24 protein-coding genes, 1 tRNA gene and 2 pseudogenes are annotated in these 17,603 nt (G+C 65.9%); 12 read left to right on the forward strand and 15 right to left on the reverse strand.

The genetic code is table 11. The features are described 5' to 3' along the window. Positions 1–62: 62 nt before the first annotated feature. Complete coding sequence (locus ACFQZZ_RS23055) at positions 63–650, forward strand: TetR/AcrR family transcriptional regulator (RefSeq protein ID WP_378684375.1); 588 nt, start codon at positions 63–65, stop codon at positions 648–650. A 78-nt stretch (positions 651–728) separates the two neighbouring features. On the opposite strand, the gene ACFQZZ_RS23060 is transcribed toward ACFQZZ_RS23055, so the two are convergent. From ACFQZZ_RS23060 to ACFQZZ_RS23075, 4 genes and pseudogenes are all read right to left on the reverse strand, one after another. Beyond that, the gene (locus ACFQZZ_RS23060; RefSeq protein WP_378684378.1) at positions 729–1,133 is read right to left on the reverse strand and encodes a hypothetical protein; all 405 of its coding nucleotides are present in this window, start codon (positions 1,131–1,133) and stop codon (positions 729–731) included. Between the two features lie 91 nt (positions 1,134–1,224). Next, positions 1,225–1,893 carry an NAD(P)-binding domain-containing protein gene (locus ACFQZZ_RS23065; RefSeq protein ID WP_378685072.1) on the reverse strand — a complete coding sequence of 223 codons (669 nt, stop codon included), beginning with the start codon at positions 1,891–1,893 and terminating at the stop codon, positions 1,225–1,227. Between the two features lie 48 nt (positions 1,894–1,941). Next, positions 1,942–2,130 (reverse strand): FAD-dependent oxidoreductase, encoded by a 189-nt coding sequence (locus ACFQZZ_RS23070; RefSeq protein WP_378684381.1) that lies wholly within the window; start codon positions 2,128–2,130, stop codon positions 1,942–1,944. Positions 2,131–2,765: 635 nt separating this feature from the next. After that, a pseudogene (locus ACFQZZ_RS23075) lies at positions 2,766–3,158 on the reverse strand (flavoprotein); the annotation flags it as partial. On the opposite strand from ACFQZZ_RS23075, the pseudogene ACFQZZ_RS23080 reads away from it, so the two are divergent. The 6 genes and pseudogenes from ACFQZZ_RS23080 to ACFQZZ_RS23105 all read left to right on the forward strand — a co-directional run. Continuing rightward, a pseudogene (locus ACFQZZ_RS23080) lies at positions 3,153–3,407 on the forward strand (GNAT family N-acetyltransferase); the annotation flags it as partial. The pseudogenes ACFQZZ_RS23075 and ACFQZZ_RS23080 overlap by 6 nt on opposite strands. Before the next feature lie 122 nt (positions 3,408–3,529). Next, positions 3,530–3,877: a hypothetical protein gene (locus tag ACFQZZ_RS23085; RefSeq protein ID WP_378684383.1), complete on the forward strand. Its 348-nt coding sequence runs from the start codon at positions 3,530–3,532 to the stop codon at positions 3,875–3,877. After that, positions 3,874–4,326 (forward strand): MerR family transcriptional regulator, encoded by a 453-nt coding sequence (locus ACFQZZ_RS23090; protein ID WP_378684386.1) that lies wholly within the window; start codon positions 3,874–3,876, stop codon positions 4,324–4,326. The genes ACFQZZ_RS23085 and ACFQZZ_RS23090 overlap by 4 nt, the downstream gene beginning before the upstream one ends. 320 nt (positions 4,327–4,646) lie before the next feature. Then, the gene (locus ACFQZZ_RS23095) at positions 4,647–4,982 is read left to right on the forward strand and encodes a YnfA family protein (RefSeq protein ID WP_378684389.1); all 336 of its coding nucleotides are present in this window, start codon (positions 4,647–4,649) and stop codon (positions 4,980–4,982) included. A gap of 258 nt (positions 4,983–5,240) precedes the next feature. After that, a complete protein-coding gene (locus tag ACFQZZ_RS23100; RefSeq protein WP_378684392.1) occupies positions 5,241–5,645 on the forward strand; it encodes a MerR family transcriptional regulator in 405 nt (134 codons plus the stop codon). Next, positions 5,642–6,640 carry an alkylmercury lyase family protein gene (locus ACFQZZ_RS23105; protein WP_378684395.1) on the forward strand — a complete coding sequence of 333 codons (999 nt, stop codon included), beginning with the start codon at positions 5,642–5,644 and terminating at the stop codon, positions 6,638–6,640. Before ACFQZZ_RS23100 ends, ACFQZZ_RS23105 begins: the two co-directional genes overlap by 4 nt. Before the next feature lie 35 nt (positions 6,641–6,675). Here ACFQZZ_RS23105 and ACFQZZ_RS23110 read toward each other — a convergent pair whose 3' ends face one another. Then, a complete protein-coding gene (locus ACFQZZ_RS23110; RefSeq protein WP_378684398.1) occupies positions 6,676–7,212 on the reverse strand; it encodes a DinB family protein in 537 nt (178 codons plus the stop codon). A 200-nt stretch (positions 7,213–7,412) separates the two neighbouring features. On the opposite strand from ACFQZZ_RS23110, the gene ACFQZZ_RS23115 reads away from it, so the two are divergent. Genes ACFQZZ_RS23115 through ACFQZZ_RS23130 form a run of 4 tightly spaced genes read left to right on the forward strand, consistent with a single transcriptional unit; the run spans position 7,413 to position 9,671 of the window. Then, entirely contained in the window at positions 7,413–7,793 is a 381-nt protein-coding gene (locus ACFQZZ_RS23115; protein ID WP_378684401.1) for an ArsR/SmtB family transcription factor, read from the forward strand. Beyond that, the gene (locus ACFQZZ_RS23120) at positions 7,790–8,560 is read left to right on the forward strand and encodes an aquaporin (RefSeq protein ID WP_378684404.1); all 771 of its coding nucleotides are present in this window, start codon (positions 7,790–7,792) and stop codon (positions 8,558–8,560) included. The genes ACFQZZ_RS23115 and ACFQZZ_RS23120 overlap by 4 nt, the downstream gene beginning before the upstream one ends. Further along, positions 8,557–9,228: an arsenate reductase ArsC gene (locus tag ACFQZZ_RS23125; protein ID WP_378684407.1), complete on the forward strand. Its 672-nt coding sequence runs from the start codon at positions 8,557–8,559 to the stop codon at positions 9,226–9,228. The genes ACFQZZ_RS23120 and ACFQZZ_RS23125 overlap by 4 nt, the downstream gene beginning before the upstream one ends. A 32-nt stretch (positions 9,229–9,260) precedes the next feature. Then, on the forward strand, positions 9,261–9,671 hold the full coding sequence (locus tag ACFQZZ_RS23130) for an arsenate reductase ArsC (RefSeq protein ID WP_378684410.1): 411 nt from the start codon (positions 9,261–9,263) through the stop codon (positions 9,669–9,671). Positions 9,672–10,202: 531 nt separating this feature from the next. Here the strand turns inward: ACFQZZ_RS23130 and ACFQZZ_RS23135 are convergent. The 7 genes from ACFQZZ_RS23135 to ACFQZZ_RS23165 form a co-directional block, all read right to left on the reverse strand. Continuing rightward, positions 10,203–10,550 carry a DUF3703 domain-containing protein gene (locus ACFQZZ_RS23135; RefSeq protein WP_378684413.1) on the reverse strand — a complete coding sequence of 116 codons (348 nt, stop codon included), beginning with the start codon at positions 10,548–10,550 and terminating at the stop codon, positions 10,203–10,205. Positions 10,551–10,584: 34 nt separating this feature from the next. Further along, a complete protein-coding gene (locus tag ACFQZZ_RS23140) occupies positions 10,585–11,301 on the reverse strand; it encodes a cation transporter (protein ID WP_378685075.1) in 717 nt (238 codons plus the stop codon). Continuing rightward, positions 11,298–11,627: an ArsR/SmtB family transcription factor gene (locus ACFQZZ_RS23145; protein ID WP_378684416.1), complete on the reverse strand. Its 330-nt coding sequence runs from the start codon at positions 11,625–11,627 to the stop codon at positions 11,298–11,300. The genes ACFQZZ_RS23140 and ACFQZZ_RS23145 overlap by 4 nt, the downstream gene beginning before the upstream one ends. A gap of 490 nt (positions 11,628–12,117) precedes the next feature. After that, positions 12,118–12,747, reverse strand: a complete 630-nt coding sequence (locus tag ACFQZZ_RS23150) for a sigma-70 family RNA polymerase sigma factor (protein WP_378684419.1) — start codon at positions 12,745–12,747, stop codon at positions 12,118–12,120. Between the two features lie 468 nt (positions 12,748–13,215). Continuing rightward, positions 13,216–14,025, reverse strand: coding sequence for an ABC transporter permease (locus tag ACFQZZ_RS23155; protein ID WP_378684422.1), 810 nt, complete (start codon positions 14,023–14,025; stop codon positions 13,216–13,218). Beyond that, positions 14,022–14,948, reverse strand: coding sequence for an ATP-binding cassette domain-containing protein (locus ACFQZZ_RS23160; protein ID WP_378684425.1), 927 nt, complete (start codon positions 14,946–14,948; stop codon positions 14,022–14,024). The genes ACFQZZ_RS23155 and ACFQZZ_RS23160 overlap by 4 nt, the downstream gene beginning before the upstream one ends. A gap of 277 nt (positions 14,949–15,225) precedes the next feature. Next, positions 15,226–15,477 carry a hypothetical protein gene (locus ACFQZZ_RS23165; protein WP_378684429.1) on the reverse strand — a complete coding sequence of 84 codons (252 nt, stop codon included), beginning with the start codon at positions 15,475–15,477 and terminating at the stop codon, positions 15,226–15,228. Positions 15,478–15,653: 176 nt separating this feature from the next. Here ACFQZZ_RS23165 and ACFQZZ_RS23170 point away from each other — a divergent pair, with 176 nt between their 5' ends. Then, positions 15,654–15,881 (forward strand): hypothetical protein, encoded by a 228-nt coding sequence (locus tag ACFQZZ_RS23170; RefSeq protein ID WP_378684431.1) that lies wholly within the window; start codon positions 15,654–15,656, stop codon positions 15,879–15,881. Here ACFQZZ_RS23170 and ACFQZZ_RS23175 read toward each other — a convergent pair. The 3 genes from ACFQZZ_RS23175 to ACFQZZ_RS23185 form a co-directional block, all read right to left on the reverse strand. Then, entirely contained in the window at positions 15,850–16,035 is a 186-nt protein-coding gene (locus ACFQZZ_RS23175) for a hypothetical protein (protein WP_378684434.1), read from the reverse strand. The genes ACFQZZ_RS23170 and ACFQZZ_RS23175 overlap by 32 nt on opposite strands. A gap of 72 nt (positions 16,036–16,107) precedes the next feature. Further along, positions 16,108–16,179: transfer RNA gene (locus ACFQZZ_RS23180), tRNA-Gly, on the reverse strand. A 139-nt stretch (positions 16,180–16,318) separates the two neighbouring features. Continuing rightward, positions 16,319–17,533 carry an MFS transporter gene (locus ACFQZZ_RS23185; RefSeq protein ID WP_378684436.1) on the reverse strand — a complete coding sequence of 405 codons (1,215 nt, stop codon included), beginning with the start codon at positions 17,531–17,533 and terminating at the stop codon, positions 16,319–16,321. Positions 17,534–17,603 lie beyond the last annotated feature (70 nt).

Genomic DNA, 17,603 nt, shown 5'->3' on the forward strand with positions numbered 1-17,603 from the left:
ACATCAAGTTGCGATAGCATGAGCTTGCCTCGATCCAGCCAATATCGCAACAAGGAGTTGCAATGAGTTCCGCCGCACCGCTCGGACGTGGCCCGAAGGTTCGCACCGCCGTGCTGGCCGCCACGGTCGACGAACTCGGCGAGCAGGGTTATGCGGCGCTCACGGTGGAGAACGTGGCCCGCCGTGCGGGTGTGCACAAGACCACCGTCTACCGCCGCTGGCCCGACCGCGACACCCTGATCGCCGATGCGCTCGCCGAAAGCGTCACCGCCGAAATCCCCATCCCCGATACGGGTTCGATCGATGAGGATCTGCGCGGTCTGGCACGAAGCCTGGTCGCCTGGGTGAAAAGCTCAGGAGGACGGGCAGTTTTATCCGTGCTGCTGTCGGAGACTGCTGGCTCTTCCCGGCCGCCCGACGCGGTCAGGCACGTCTTCCGTGACCGCATCCGCAAGTCGCTGCCGGTGGTCGGGCGCGCCATCGAGCGCGGTGAGCTCCCTGTGGGCACCGATGCGGCCGAACTCGTCAAGGCACTCGTCGCGCCGATCTATTTCCGCACACTCATCACCCGAGAGCAGGTGACCGAAGCGACCGCCGACGCCGCCGCACGCCTGGCGCTCACCGGTGCGCGAGCCGGACTGTTCGGCTGAGATGCCGCTTGGGCAGTATCGGAAACGTGTGCGCAGACCATTGCGGGCGCTGACGAAAGAGGAAGTCCAGCAGGACGTTCAGTCCGCAGCTGCCGTTTCGTGAACGCTGCGCCAGCGCAGTCCATTACGGCCCTGCGCGTCGGGCAGAAGAAGCGCGGTCGTCCACCGCGACGCAGGGCCATCGGGACGGTGATGAATCTCCCGGAACCGCACCACCACACAACCGTCCGACCGATGCAGTATCTCGAGATCGACAATATCGATCGTGAGACCGGGCAGGGAATTCCCCGCGTTGTCCAGCAGCTGGAGCAATTGCTCGAGCGATACGACCGCACCTTCCAGGACGACCAGGGAGCAATCGCGATGCAACTGCGTCACGAACCGGTCCCGTGCCTCGTGTTCATCCGGCGCGCCAATCCAGCGCGCGAGGTCGGCGTGCATCGCGTGGATCTCATTGACAACCGTGTCGTGATGGATGGCCATAAATAGCGAGCCTATCGAATATCGCTTGATACGTAGCGAATGATTCCCGACGCGCTCGGGTCGGGTATCCGTTGGTGGCGCTCGGGTAGACCTACCAGCGGACCATGGGCAGCGGACGGGTGGGGTGGGTCAGCGCGTAGGTGGTGATATGGCGGGCGAGGAACCGATGAAAGCCGAGGTAAGGCAACTGCGCGACAACAGCTTCGACATCCGCCCGAGCCACTGGTCGGCGGAGCAGACCACTGCTTGCGTCGATGCGGTCGGCGATGCGGAACGATTCGGTCAATCGGTCGTCGCTGCAGCGCAGTCGATGACGGTCCAGGACCATCCGTCGCGCGCTGTCGATTCCGGTGATGGTGAACCAGAAGTGCATGTCGCGCCCGAGTGGGCGTTGTGGCACGAATTTCACTGGAGTCCAGCTGACCAGCGTGACCGTGGCGTGTTCCGCGAGTTCCACAGCGATCTGAACCGCTGAGTTCCCCGCACCGACGACGATGACTCGTTGTCCGGCGTACTCGTCGGGTGATCGGTATCGGCTGGCATGCAGAACTGTTCCGGTGAAGGAGACTTGTCCGGGCAGGGTGGGGACGTTGGGTGAGCCGAACCCTCCTGTCGCGGCGACAAGCCTGGGCGCGGTGAAGGTCGTTCGAGTGTCGGTGCGTGCGGTGAAGAACTGTCCGTCGTGGGCGACGGTGCCGACGTGTTGGCCGGTGTGGATGTCGGCGTCGAGTGTTTTTGCGTAGTGGCGAAGGTAGTCGATGACTTCGTCGCGGTGCGGATAGTGATCGGGGTCGCCAGGGAACGGAAGTCAGGGCAGGGAGCTGTATTCGGCGGGCGAGAACAGGGTCAGGCTGTCGTAGTAGTTCAGCCAGGACCCGACCGGTTCCGCGCCCGCTTCGAGGAGTGCGACGGATGGTCCGCGTTGGCGGAGGTGGTAGGTGGCGGCCAGACCTGATTGTCCGCCACCGATGACGAGTGCGTCATAGTCGGTGTTCACGGTATGTTCTTGTGACTCAGATGGTTTCGGTGTGTCGCGGTTCGGAAACGAGTGCGGCCAGAACCGCGATTGCGGCGAGGATGAGGTAGGCGCGCGTAGCTGCCTGTCCAGGACGACAGTGCGGTCCCGGCCCACGGCGCCAAGGCTGTGACGATGACGACGGGTGCGGACATCAGACCGCTGAGGCGGCCGTAATATGTTGCGCCCCATCGTTCTGTGATCGCGGTGGCTTTGATCAGTGTCATGACGCCACGAACGAGCCCGGCACCGACAGCGACCGCGATCAGCACGGTGACGGTGTCGCCGAGGCCGAGTAGCGCGGTCGAGATTGCGGTCGCAACGAACGCTCCGACGATGCGCCCACGGGCGGTCGTGTTAGCGGCCAACGGTAGATAGCCGATACGCCCGAGAACTTGCCCGGCACCGCCCAGGCCGAGAGTGAGCGCGGCCAACGATGGGGAGAATCCTCGTTCGATCAGCAGCGGAACCAGGTTGAACACTGCCGCGAAGGCGGTGAACGTGCCGAGAGTCAGTGCGATCGTCAGCGCCAGGAATGCGGGACTGCGCGATACGGCGTCGTGGTCAGCATGGAAGCTGTTGGCGGGTGCTGGTGGATGCGGCCAAGGGCCGCGTAGTCCGATCAAATGTGCGGGGATGGTGATCACGGCGAGGATGGCGGTAAGGACCAGATTGGTTGCGCGCCAATCGGTGCGTTCCACGAGGGTCGCGGTCAGTGGCGCGAAGACGGTGCATTGCTTCACACCATGGGGATACACGGTGCCGCACGAGTGCACGTTCGGGTCGATCAACGGAGCCAGCTCCACCGGTGCCTGCAAGACCGGGTCGAGGGCGAGACGGATTTCCGACAACCACGACAGGTCCGGACGGAACCCGGTCAGCACCACGACTCGGTCCACACCCTCGATGCGCTGCCCGACATCAGAGACCAGCACCTGGCCGCTGCCGTTGGATTCGATTGCGGTGGTGCGAAATCCGGTGACGACATGCAGCAGACCCTCGTCGAGGGCTCCGTCTACGTCGCCGACGGTATGCGCGGACGTGGCATCGGCAAGTCTCTGCTGCACAAACTGGTCATCGCCGCAGACGAAGCCGGGCTCTGGATGCTGCAAACCTCGATCTTCCCGGAGAACCGCGCCAGCATCGCCCTGCACCACTCGGCGGGCTACCGCACCATCGGTGTGCGCGAACGGATCGCTCAACGCAACGGGGTATGGCGCGACACCGTCTTCCTCGAACGCCGCAGCCCGATCCACTGACCAGCTGAACCGAGGTGGGTGTTCGTGACTACTCCGACGACCGAACATTTGTCCGCCACCATCGCATTCGCGGCGATTTCGGGGTTGCATTCGGTACCGGGGTACAGCCTTACCGTGGCGTTATGACCATCGACATCACCTCACAGGACTGGGTGCCGGACTCCTGCACCCTGCCCACCACCGAGCGCCCGATACGAATCGCCGAGTTCGACCAGTTCTTCACGACCTCGGTCCACGAGGCCGTGCGACCGCAACCCACCAGGTTGGACCTGTGGCTCACCGCTGGCGCGGAACCCATCGGGCGGGAGTTGGCCGCGCGTGAATCCGGGTGCTGCTCGTTCTTCGCCTTCACCTTTGACACGACCGGGACCGCTCCTGTGATGCACATCGACGTCCCGGCCGCCCACGTCGATGTCCTCGACGCTCTCGAGGCTCGGGTGAGCACCGCCATCGACAGGAGTTCACGATGACCGCGGGATTACGGACCGGCGAGGTCGCTGCGGCGGCCGGGGTCAACGTGCAAACGCTGCGCTACTACGAACGGCGCGGACTTTTGGCAGAGCCGGATCGCTCACTGGGTGGGCATCGGCTCTACCCTGAGCAGACCGTGACCGTGTTGCGGGTCATCAAGGCCGCCCAGCGCCTCGGCTTCACCCTTGAAGAAGTCGCAGACCTGCTCGAGGCCACCCAGTTGCGCAACCGCCGCGCCGACGCCGGACTTCGCGCCCGCGCCTCGGTCAAACTCGCTGAGGTCGACACCAAACTCGCCGAACTCACCGCAGTCCGGAACACCCTACGTGCCGCGCTCGACGCCGGATGCGACGATCTGCTGACATGCAGCGAAAGTCCCTGCTGCCCAATACCGTTCACCAACGAATCCGAAACCATAGCTTCCGCTGGTGGTCGCTGTGACAGCTGAAGACCCCAAGACGCGGCGGTGGCGGGCACCGATCGATCTCGGCGCGATCCTGTGTGTCGGTTGCTGTCTGGCCCCGATCCTGGCGGCCGCGGGTATCGCCACCGGTGGTGTGGCGCTGCTGAGCTTGTCGTGGCTTGAACCGCTCGGGTTCGCTCTGATCATCCTCGGCGCAGTCGGGCTCCTGTGGTCGCGAGCGCGCTCCCGCCGCCGTGGCTGCGCCACTACGAGCGGCTGCCGCAGCCACGGAGCGACCGGAGTCAGTTGCGGCTGCGCCCCGGCCTCGACGCACTGATCGCACGGAGTTTCGTAGGGTTCACCACGTGACTGTGCTGCGCTCGCTCCTGTTGTTCGCCCTCGCTGCCGTCGCCGAGATCGGTGGCGCGTGGCTGGTCTGGCAAGGTGCGCGCGAACATCGAGGATGGGCGTGGATCGGCGCCGGAGTCATCGCCCTTGGCCTCTACGGATTCGTCGCGACTCTGCAACCCGACGCCAACTTCGGGCGCATCCTCGCCGCCTACGGCGGCGTCTTCGTCGCCGGTTCCCTCGCCTGGGGAATGGCCCTGGACGGATTCCGACCCGACCGATGGGACATCACCGGCGCTCTCATCTGCCTGATCGGCGTCGCGGTCATCATGTATGCACCACGCAGCGCCTGAACACGCCCCCCGCGAGTCGGTGAAGACGAAGGCGCCGACCGCCGAAACGACGACCCCGGCCTGCCGCAGCGGCGCTCGGCTCGATCGGGTGGTGGCCGCCTTTCCGTGAACGCATTTGCCCAGCGCGAGGGCACCTTGGCGCGACACCGTCGTCCTCGAACCCGCAGCCCGATCCGCTGATCACTGTCCGCAGGCGCAGACATGTCACCGGCTTCCGGGCTTGACCTTGTACCTGGGTACAGGGTTGAGAATGGCGGTATGCGCAGCAATGAGCTAGCCAGCCGTGCGGGGGTGAACGTCCAGACTCTGCGGTACTACGAGCGCCGGGGCCTGCTGGCCCCGCCGCCGCGCTCACCGTCGGGGTACCGGGCCTACCCGGCCGACGCCGTCTCGGTGGTCAGGTTCGTCAAGCGCGCCCAGGACCACGGATTCAGTCTCGATGAGATCACCGACCTGCTTCACCTGGCCGAGGGTGGGCCCGAGGACTGCGACACCGTGCGGGAGCTGGCGCAATCACGGCTCGACCAGCTCGCCGCGCGGATAGCTGATCTGCGACGCATGCAGCACGCGTTGTCCGAGCTCGTGTCCACCTGCGAACGCCCACGCGGCGATCGATCGTGCCCGCTGCTGCACACCCTGAAGGACGAAGGAGACCCTCGATGAAACTGGAGATTCTGCAGGTTCCCGACTGCCCCAATGTCGCCGTGCTCGAACACCGTATCCGCCAGGTGACCGCGAGCCAGATCGGCGACGTCGAGATCATCCATCACGTGATCGACGACCCGGCCGATGCCGCCACCGCGGGGATGACCGGCTCGCCCACGCTGCTCGTGGACGGGCGGGACCCGTTCGCGACCCCAGGGCTGATCCCTAGTCTGTCGTGTCGGCTCTACCGCCGTGAGGACGGCGGCCTCGAGGGTCCCCCGTCGATCGCGGCACTACGAGCTGCACTGCACTACCCGGACACCGTTCACGAAGCGTCGACCGTTCAACTCAGCGGCGGCGACTGCTGTACGCCCTCGGGTGACTCCTCCGCTTCGACGCTCAGCGCCTGGCGTGGTGCCGCGCGACCAGCCGATCCCGCGGAGCGGGCCGTACACCACGCCGTCCTGCGGGCATTCGCGACGAGTGGCCGACCACCGAGCATCGCGGACCTGACCACGGTCGCCATCGAGTACACGGAGTCCGCGCAGGAGATTCTTACTCGCCTGCATGTCGCGGACGTGATCCGTCTGGACACCTCCGGCGCCATCGCATCGGCCTACCCGTTCTCGGCGCTACCCACCGAGCATCAGGTTCAGATCGTTGGTGGCGCACGGGTTTACGCGATGTGCGCCATCGACGCCCTGGGTATCCCCGCCATGCTCGACACCGATGCGAAGATCGAATCCGCCGACCCGGTGAGCAGCGAACCCATCACGGTGACCATCCACAACCAGACCACCACCGCACACCCGGCAACCACAGTGGTGTTCGTCGGCGCACAATCCTCGCAAGGCCCGTCCGCCGATACATGCTGCAACTACCTGAACTTCTTCACCGACCGCCACAGCGCCCAAGGATGGGCCGACGCACACCCCCACGTTTACGGCGGCATCCTCGAACTCGCCGACGCCCAGCAACTCGGCAAACACATCTTCGGAGACCAGCTCCGCTGACCGACAGCATTCCGATCCCGCCTGGCGAAGATGGTTCAGGTGATGCTCGCGAGGCTCAGTTGCCGGCGGTGGTGGTCGTAATGCTTGCCGGGGTAGCCGTAGATGTCGGCGAGGGTCATGAAATCGGCAAAGTAGGGATCCCATCGGGTCGGGTAGTGCATGCCGCGCGTGAAGTTGCTGTCGCGTTCGTGTTGCAGTGAACGCTGCAACGAGCCGATCACTCGGTCGAGCTCGGCACCCATACGTCGCCGGTTGAACATGAGCGCGGCCAGACAAGAACCGTAGAAGTTGATCAGATGGAACGGCGGTGTCGCCACGTCGAGGACGCGCGCGAAGCCGCGGCCCACCGGGTCGGGCAGTCGCCCGAACACACGCACCAGGATCAGCAGTTTCCGCACGAGCATGTAGCCGAACACCATGTGGAACAACAGCTGCTCGTTGGTCCAGCGTGTTCCGTCCGACGGCTTGCCCCACTCGTCCTCGCGCACGCCCGCCAACAGACGATGAAAGTCGACCCGAGCTCGCTCCGGCTCCGCTGCCAGCGCTGCCCGGTCCACCAGAGGCTCGGCCATGACGGACCTTCTTCCTACCCGAACCGCATTGTCGCAGGTCTTGCCCGGCGTCAGCTACTACGATCGAGTCTCCGACGACCCCGAAAGCCAGGGGCGTCGCGACGGCACGAGCCATCGCCGGTCAGATCGCAACCAGAGCGAACCTCGGGTTCACCGAATGTTCGCTTGCCACCCATTTCGATGATCGTCAATATCGATGCGTGTCTAACCATGAGTTGCCGATCACGGACGTATCGACGCCGTTGTGCGCCGTCTCGCCGCTGGTCGGGGAACCGCTGACCGCCGAGGCCGCGACCGAGCTAGCGGCGGTGTTCAAGGCGTTGTCCGATCCGGTCCGATTGCGGCTGCTCAGCCTTATCGCCAGCCACACCGGCGGCGAAGCGTGCGTGTGCGATGTATCCGCCGGGTTCGATGTCAGCCAGCCGACGATCTCCCACCACCTGAAGGTGCTGCGCGAATCCGGGCTGCTGACCAGCGAACGCCGTGGATCGTGGGTGTACTACCGGATCGAACCGAGAGTTCTCGCGCAACTGTCGCACCTGCTCAGCGGCACTCGCGCACCCGTGGCAGTGCGGGGATGAGCGTCGCATACGCGCGGCGACTGGCAGCGGAGTTCCTGGGCAGCCTGCTGCTGGTGTGCGTGGTTGTCGGCTCCGGGATCGCCGCCGAGCAACTCTCCCCGGGCAACGTCGGCTTGCAGCTGCTGGAGAATTCCATGGCGACCGTGTTCGGGCTCGGGGTGCTGATCCTGGTGTTCGGCCCGGTTTCCGGCGCGCACTTCAACCCGGTTGTGTCGGTAGCGGATTGGCTACTAGGTCGACGACGCGGCACCGGCGTCCCCGGCAGAGAACTGACCGGATATATCCCAGCCCAGATCGCCGGGGCCATCGTCGGCGCGGTTCTGGCGAACATCATGTTCGACCTGCCCGCCGGGCAGATCTCCACCCACGACCGCATCACCAGCGGTCACCTCGTCGGTGAAATCGTCGCCACCGCCGGGTTGCTCGCGGTTATCTTCGCTCTCGCACGTACCGGCCGCGCCGCACTCTCGGCGGCAGCAGTCGGGGCGTATATCGGTGCGGCGTACTGGTTCACCAGCTCCACCTCCTTCGCCAACCCTGCTGTCACCATCGGACGCATCTTCTCCGACACCTTCGCCGGAATCGCGCCCGCCTCGGCACCCGGCTATATCGCTGCACAAATCCTCGGTGCCGCAATCGGGCTCGCGACCATCGTCTGGCTCTACCCCGACAGCGCCACCACCGCCGACAACGTCGTCGTTCCCCACGACGGCACCTCATCCGCCACCGATACCCCAGCCTTGCTCGACCACCGGAGTACACCATGACCGAAAGCCCGCTCGCCCACGCCGCTTACGTGCGCGAGGACCTCACCATCGACCAGCAACTCGCCATGAAAACCGCGGCCACTCGCCTTCAGCGGGAGTTCGAAGGCGCCTTCGGCGTGGAAACCATCGAACGGTTCCTGCACTCCTCCTACGACCAGTTCGCCGGACGCGCCACCGTAGTGAACTTCCTGCCCCTATTGGCCGAACGGTTTGCCCGCCAACGACTGCGGGCTCTGGCGAAGGTCGAGGGCAAGGCCCTCACGGGGACGCCGACTGTGCTGTTCCTGTGCACCCACAACGCGGGCCGCTCGCAGATGGCACTGGGCTTCTTCACCCACCTTGCCGGAGACAAGGCCGTCGCCTGGTCCGGTGGTAGCGAACCCGGCGACGAAATCAACCCTGCCGCGATCGAAGCCATGCGCGAGGTCGGCATCGACATCACCACCGAATTCCCCAAACCGTGGACTGAGGAAATCCTTCGCGCCGCCGACGTGATCATCACCATGGGCTGCGGCGACGCTTGCCCGCTCTACCCGGGCCGCCGCTACGAGGAATGGAACCTCGACGACCCCAACGGTCTCGATGTCGCCGCGATCCGCCCCATCCGCGAAGAGATCGAAACTCGCGTCCGGCACCTGCTCGCCGAACTCGACATCCCCACCGCGTGACCGCCTCTTCCGTTCGAAAGGTCAACCAGCCCATGGCAACCAAGCCCAGCGTCCTGTTCGTCTGCGTCCACAACGCCGGCCGATCCCAGATGGCGGCGGGGTTCCTCGGCCACCTCGCCGGTGACGCGATCGAAGTCCGTTCCGCAGGCAGCGCCCCCGCTGACTCGGTCAACCCGGCGGCGGTCGAAGCGATGGCCGAACTCGGCATCGATATCTCCGACCAGTCCCCGAAAATCCTCACCTACGACGCGGTCGAAGCCTCCGACGTCGTCATCACCATGGGCTGCGGCGACACCTGCCCGGTCTTTGCCGGCAAAAGCTACCGCGACTGGGTACTCGAAGACCCAGCGGGCAAGGGAGTGGAATCAGTGCGTCCCATCCGCGACCAGATCAAGTCCCGCGTCGGAGCGCTGGTTGCCGAACTGCTGCCCGCACACGCCTGAGGTTCCGCCACACCGGTAACGCAACCCCGTGGCTGCGCCACCGGCCAGCGAGCCGCCACGGCGGTGAGCGGATCCGCTGCTCGTCGTCGATACCGAAACACTGCGAGCTGAGCTGCGGCCAGAATCCTTCGGCAGCCCGAGTTGCCGAAAAGATTCCACGCCGCTGCCTCATCCGCCGAGGCCGGCTGGCCTCTGTGAATCAAGCCCGCGGTAACCGCGGCTGTCCCCGCCGCGCAAACCGGATGCCGCGATGAGTGGCGACCGGTGGTCCTCGCTGCGGCGCCTGGAACCACCACGCAAGGCACTTGTCGGCCCCTCAACCCTGGGGATCGGTCGCGTCCTGATGCGCGTGGCGGAACCGTTGCCCCTGCGGTTCGGTGCCGACCACCTGATGCGTGACTCGCCGCCTTACCTCACCGCCGCCGGCTTCGACATCGAGCAGTCTCACCGCAGCGGGCGCGGTGGTGTCGCGTTCCGGTCCTTGCCTGTAAACCCGCCGCGCCCTAACCACACATCACAGCCTTGCACGAGTTATGCAGCGGCCTGGGCGATTTCGGTGGCGAGGTCGTGCGGCGTCTCCATCGGTGTGCGTAACCCGGCGGCGGTGAGTCCGGTGTTGCCATCGGGGAATCGCCCGGACAGTGATGCGGGTGCGGCCACGATGATCCGCACGACTTGGCCGAGGGCTTCACGGCGATCATGCTGGGCCACGGCGAGCCGGAACATGGCGATGTGGTTGTGGGTGTGCAGCCACGGGTAGGGCTGGGAAACGATATGCGCGCGCCCGAGATGGACCCACCGCGCTTGCGGATCGAGGGTGTGTTTGGCCGCGGCCATCTCGTGGTCATAGAGCGCCTTGGTCGCCGGTGTCGGGCTCATCGTGAAATACCCTTCATTTCAGTGTTTTTTGGGTTCAGCCATCGCAGCAGGAGCAGTCGTGCTCGGCAGTTTTGGTGTCGGTGCCGAGGGCGACCGGTGAGGGGCAGCAGGTGTCGCCTTTCCAGGCGTTGATGCCTTCCTTGACCGCGATGCCCGCGATCACCAGCGCGGCGATCGGGTCGGCCCACGACCAGCCGAACAGGCTGTTGAGCAGAAGCCCGACCAGCAGCACCGCCGACAGGTAGGTGCACAGCAGGGTTTGCTTGGAATCGGCGACCGCGGACGCTGATCCGAGTTCACGCCCGGCGCGGCGCTGTGCCCATGACAGCACCGGCATCACGGCCAAGCTCACTGCAGCGAGGGTGATACCGATCGGGGAATGCTCGGCTTCCCCGACGCCCAGCAGGCCACGGATGGAGTCGACGGTGACGTAGGCGGCCAGTGCGAAGAACGAGAACGCGATGACCCGCAGCGCGATCTTCTCCCGCTTCTCGGGATCGCGGCCGGCGAACTGCCAGGCGACCGCGGCCGCGGAAGACACCTCGATAACCGAGTCCAGCCCGAACCCGATCAGCGCGGTGGAAGAGGCGCGGGTGCCCTCGGTCAGAGCGATAATCGCCTCGATCACGTTGTAGGTGATCGTGGCCGCCACGAACCAGCGGATCCGTGACGCCAGCAACGCAGGCCGCTCCGCCGACGGTCCCAGCGTCACCGCCGAAGGCAGCGAGGGCATTCCCAGCGATGACATCAGCAGCATTCCTCGGTATCGGAAGCCGGGCAGCATGCCGGATCAACAGCCAGCACCAGCCCGGTCAAATCGTCCAGTGCCCGCCCGATCCGCGCATCGGCCAGCTCATAACGCGAACGCCGACCTTCCGGCACCGCCACCACCAGCCCGCAACCTCGCAGGCACGCAAGGTGATTGGACAGGATCTGACGGGAGACCCCGATCTGATCGGCCAGATCCGACGGATACGCCGGCGCCTGGCGCAGGCTCAGCAGGATCTGGGTTCGGGTCGCATCCGAGAGCGCGTGCCCGAAGCGGGCCAGCGCGTCGCGGTGCAGCAAGGCGTCCATGGCCCTACTGTACAGCGGAATCTGTATTCAGAAAATACTGAACTAGCGGCGGCGTAGAGGAACGACGCACCCCTCGAAGGTCTACCCTCCACCAGTTATTCGGCGGCGCAGGCGATTGGCTTGCACAGGTTCGTTCAAGGCGGCCCAGGTGCGTCCTTTGCTGTTCTCCTACGTCTGTCCTGGTGCCTGTCCCCACAGATCAAGGAGTCATCATGACCAACCCGAATGAGTTCGAGTTCCCGGCGGCAAATCGACCGGACGCATCACCGCAGCCTGTGGCGCCCACGTGTTGCAGCACCGAACGGCAGACCACGTGCTGCGATCCCAGTGAAAAGGCGGCGTGCTGCGGTCCGGCGACGTCCGGCGGCGGGTGCGGCTGCCAATAGCCTGAGCCGGAACGGTGCGGTGCGAGCCTCGAGCGGCTCGCACCGCACCTGCGTGTGGTCGTGGTGACGTAACCGACGGCCGTTCCCGGAGCTGGTGTGCCGGTCTATTGGTCCGATGGCGATGTGGCCCCACAGGCGCAGGTTCCACTGCGGGGTTGGTAGTCGTGCACGTGGCCGGTGCGGTCCTGGCTGATCTGACAGCAAGCGTGTAATTGGGCATGGAGGGCGGCGCGGCCGCGTTGGACGCGGGATTTCATCCCGGACACCGAGATACCCGCCTCACTGGCAGCGGCGGCGTGCGTGCGGGCGTCGAGGTCGACCATTTTCACCGCGGCAGCCTGCTCGGTGGGCAGCGCGGAGAGCATCGGCACCAGGCACGAGGCGAGCTCTTTCTCCGCTGCCTGGTCGGGTTCCCCTTCGCCTGCGGATGGGTTGTCCGGGACGGCGTCGACGGGTAGTTCGCGGCGATGGGAAGCGGACCGGTAGTAGTCGGTGATCGCGTTGCGGGTGATGGCATAGATCCAGCCCAGGAGCCGGTCCTGATCGCGCAGATCGTCCAGGCTCTTGGCCATCCGCAGGAACACGATCGACAGGATGTCATCGGCGTCTTCCGGGTGCGAGACCCGGCGGGCGATGAAGGCCCGCAGGTCGCTGGAAAAGCGGCGCCAGAGCTGCTCGAGATCACCCTGTTCTGGCCGCGGTGTGGTCGCGGTGGCGGCCGTTTCCTCGCTCATGATCCTGGCTCCTTTCCGTCTCCAGCATCCTCGCCCGCCGCCGCGGTGGCGAGCCTTGGTTCCTCGTCACCGGTTCCGACGACGGTCACCGCGATCGGACGCATCCTGCGTCCAATTCCGGGGTGTCACGTCTGTATGAGTGTCGATGTCGATTCCGAGTTCTCCGATTCGACGAATCAATAAGCGTGGTGAGGAGGTGAGAGCGATGCTGACGACACATTTGTTATCGGATCTGACCGACGAAGAGGTCGATCTGATTGTGGCGGAGGAACTGCATCTACTCGACCCGCCATGAGCACCACCGACGTCCACACCGGGCGTATCCGCTGAAACAGCACCCAGATGTGCCTCTACCCCCTCGCGCGGTAGAGGCCATCGGCGTGCCCGGTTCCGGGCGAACAGCACACACGAAAACCTGCCCCGCCTTCCCCTGCCGGAGGAGAAAGGACGAGGCAGTTGCGTACTCGTTCAGCGAGCGCGTGTCGGCCGAACCAGACGGGTGAGGACAGGGACAGCGGTGACCGCGGCCCACAGTCCCATCGCCGCGACCAGGGCTGTGACGGTATCCCCGGCCGTGGCAGTGCCGAGCACATGCCCGCGCAGGGCGTCGGTGGCGTGCGCGACCGGATTCACCGTGGCCATGGCCTGCATCCAGCCGGGCATAGTCTCGATCGGTGCGAACGCACTCGAGACGAACATCAAAGGCATCATCACCATCATTCCGGCGAACTGGACCACGTCCGGGCGGCGTAGTCGGTCCCCGATCAGCCCGAACAGGGCGCTCATCGCCCCCGCCAGCACCACCAGCACAACCACCGCGGCGACGGCATCCACGGCGGTGCCGTGGAAGTCGAAACCCAGCAGCACGGCGGCGATCCCGAGCAGCGCAGCTCGAGCGAGGGTGAACACGGCCTCGTTGATGGTGCGCGCCATTCCAGGCAACATCGCCCGCATCGGCAGCGCCGCGAACCGGTCATGGAGACCGTTGGTGTGATCGATCGCGGCGGAGACTCCGGCATTGGTGCCGGCCATCACCGTGGAGACGGCGAGCATGGCCGGGGTGAGGAAGTCGATGTAGCTGACCCCAGCCGGGAAGCCCGGTCCGGCGGCGACGCTGCGGAACACCTGACTGAACAGCACGAGCATCGCCATCGGCATGGTCAGCGAGAACATCAGCAACTGCGGGACGCGGGCGCTGGTGCGCAGGTTCCGGACAGTCAGGGCGGCGAGCTGGTTCCCGATCGGGGAACGCCCGATCATCGTCGTGGTGGTAGTCATCGGTGGGCTCCGGTGGTGTGGGCGAGATGAGTGAAGACGTCGTCGAGGCTCGGGGAAGTCACATCCAGGTCGGTGACGTCGATGCCGCGGCAGTACAGGTCGGCGACCAGTGCAGTCGCAGTGGGGGCATCGTCGACGGTGATCGACACCCGCACCCTGGTGCCCTCGACCTGGTCGGTGTCCGGGGTGAACGGCAGATCCGCGATTTGGTGGGTGGGGACGGTGGCGTGCAGGACCTTGCCGCCGACAATCCGTTTCAGCTCGGCCGGAGTGCCGCGCGCGGCGACCCGGCCGCGGCTCAGGACCACGATGTGGTCGGCGAGCCGGTCGGCTTCCTCGAGATACTGGGTAGTAAGCACCACGGTGGTACCCGCGGTGGTGAGCTCATCGACGACATCCCACAATCCGGCGCGCGCGAGGGGGTCCAGACCGGTGGTCGGCTCGTCGAGGAAGAGCACCGACGGGTCACCAACGAGGCTGGCGGCCAGATCGACGCGGCGGCGGGAGCCGCCGGAGAGTTCCCCGACCCGCCGGGCTGCGTACTCGTGCAGCCCGAGCCTATCGATCAGCGCGTCGGCACGTGTGCGGGCGGTGTTGCGCAGCCCAGTCAGGCGACCGATCAGCTCCAGATTCTCCCGGGCAGTGAGGAATTCGTCGAGTCCGGCGTATTGACCGGTCACCCCGATCCGGCGGCGAACCTCGGTGGCGTCGGCGACCACGTCGAGGCCCCTGATCTCCACGCGGCCGATGGTGGGCCGCACCAGAGTAGTGAGGGTGCGGATCAGGGTGGTCTTGCCGGCACCGTTGTGGCCGAGCACACCGAGCGTCGTCCCCGCAGCAGCCTCCAGGTCTATACCGTCGAGGGCCCAGGTTTTGCCGTAGGCGACGTGCAGATCCTCGACCACGACAGCCGGGGCGGTCATCGCACACCCCCGAGGTGGTCACGAAGGTGGTTGGACAGGTGGATGGTCATCGGAGGGTTCCTCTCGGAGAAAGCTCTGCTCACACCCGGGGTGGATGGGAGTCCGCTTCTTCAGACGAACCAGCTGCGAGTTGGACGCACCGGCACCAGTGGCGGCCGACGATCAGGTGATCGCAGGGGTCACCGTAAGCGGCACCCGTCCCGGGGCGTCGGCGAGATCGAGAACGCCGCCCAGGAGTTGAACGCCAACCGCAGATCCACCGGCCCGCCTCGATCGGTCAACCGTCCATCGCGGCCTGCGCCCACGCTTTGATCACGAGGTCGGCGATAGCAATCGCGGCGGCAGCCGCGGCCCACCGCTGCCGCCGCCCCCACCGGGCGCCGGTGGGAGCGGGCGACGCGGCGCGAAGCACGACGATGCTCCGGCCAGCGCAGGTGTCGGCTTCGTGGCCGAGTCCGATACGGGGGCAAGGGGTTTGGTGCGTCCGGCGCGGACACCGTTGGCGATGGGTAGTGCGCGGGCTGGTCATCGCGTTCCTCGATCGCACCCAGCAATCCCCGAGTGCAGGCACACCGGTCACGATCGACACCGACGATCTCTGCGACGAGTGCCGAGACCACTTCCGGATCGCCGCCTGACCCCCGTTCTTCGCCCGCTCTCGGCGGGACCCCTGTTCCCGGTCCGCCGCGAGGTGTCGTTGCTGGTGTGGACCAGCAGCTCGTCACCCGGCCGATCGAGGTCGAAGCGATCGAGGGTTTCCAGCGGAACAGTGATGGTGCGAATACCGCGGGAGGACTTGGGTTTTTCCAGTTTCATCGTGTTGCCGATGTGCTTCCAAGCCTTGTTGATGCGGACATCGCCGGTTTTCTTGTCGATGTCGCGAATCTGCACAGCAGTGACCTCACTTGGGCCGGGCCATCGAGACGAGGTTGAACTCGGCGTGCGGACGCCAACGCTGCGGCATCAACTGCTCGAACAACTCCCATTCGTCGTTGTCGAAGATGTCCAGCTCCGGGGCATCGTGGCGCGGCAGCCGGATTCCGAGACAGGGGTTGTACGGGATCAGCGGGGAAGGCCGTTCAGCCACAGCAGCATTCAGACCGGCCGAGAGGAAACCGCTCCAGAGTAGCTCGACGCCACTGACCGGGGGATTTACGAGAGCGGATGACGGGATTTGAACCCGCGACCCTCACCTTGGCAAGGTGATGCGCTACCACTGCGCTACATCCGCATTCACGTCCCGCTGGCTTGATATCTGCCAACGCGGCGCGACAAACAACAATAGCGGACACCCTGCAGGGATCGGAATCGCGGTCCCCCGCACGGTGTCGTATTGCCCCGACCTGGGCCGCGATGCGCCTGCTGCGGGCTCACGCTGCGGGTTGCAGCGCCTCCCGGTTGCGCCGCAGGCCAAGTCCCGCGGCGATGAGGCAGGCGAGCGCGACCACACCGACGAACCACGGGAAGACCGTGGTCAAGCCCCAGGTAGTGGCCGCCCAACCGGCCAGAATGGTGGGCAGCGCCATGGCGCTGTAGGCGAGCAGGTAATACGCCGACATCGTTTCGCCACGCTTGTGCTGTGGCACAACCTCCGACAGGTGGCGTAGCGAACCGCCGAACCCGAGACCGAAGGTCGCGCCGAGCAGCACGCCGGCGCCGAGGACGACGACCCAGTTGTGGGTGCCGAGAGCGGGCACGGTGAGCAGCAGAGCAATCGCCATCCCGGTGTCACCGATGATCGCCGCCCGGCGCGCGGGGATGCCGGTCGCGAACAACTGCGCGGCGGCGCCGGACAGCGCGGTGGACGCCACGACAGCGCCACCGAACACCAGATTGTGGATCCCGGTCTTCTGCGCGGCCAGCGAGGGGTACAGCGACAGCAGCACTCCGAGCACCGACCATGCCGCCATCACGCCGATCGCCGAGAACCAGAAGTCACCACGGATCTCTTGCGGGACAGCCGGTTTGGCGATCCTGATCCGTCCGGCAACCCTGGCATTGTGCGGCTCGTTCAGCGCGAGCACGCCGACACCGATAATCAGGCAGATTACGGTGATAACGACATAGGGCGTACGCAGCGGATTCGGCGCGTACTGGGCCAGCAGCGCGGAACCCAGGATCGCCACGGCCATACCGACATTGAACGCGACACCGCTGAGCTGCCCGGACCGCGCACCCCGGGTGGGCCGCATATCGAGCAGCGCCGCAGCGCCCGCCACGACCGTCGAGCCGACCGCAATGCCGTGCAGGGCGCGAGCCAAGAGCAGCATCGGCACCGAATCGGCCAGCATGAACACCACGAGTCCGACGATCATGGTGACAATGGCGCCGAGCAGCACCGGCTTGCGCCCGACGACATCGGAGATCCGGCCGGACACCAGCACCGCGCCGAGCGCGGCGACCGCGTACACGGCGAAAACGATGGTGGTGGTGAGTGGCGAGAGGTGCCACTCCTGCTCGTAAATGCCGTACAGGGGTGCGGGCACCCCCGACACTCCGAGTGCGACGCCGCTGGCGGCCAGCACGAGCGCGTAGGCCCAGCGCTGCGAGGTCTGTTCGTCGGCGGCCACGATTGTCGCTGCCATCGCAGCTCCCATCAGGTAAGTTTGATCCTCATCGAACTTGATAACCCTACATCCGGTATGATGAACGTCA

This window comes from Nocardia sp. GCM10030253 (assembly GCF_042675075.1).
Classification (GTDB): domain Bacteria; phylum Actinomycetota; class Actinomycetes; order Mycobacteriales; family Mycobacteriaceae; genus Nocardia.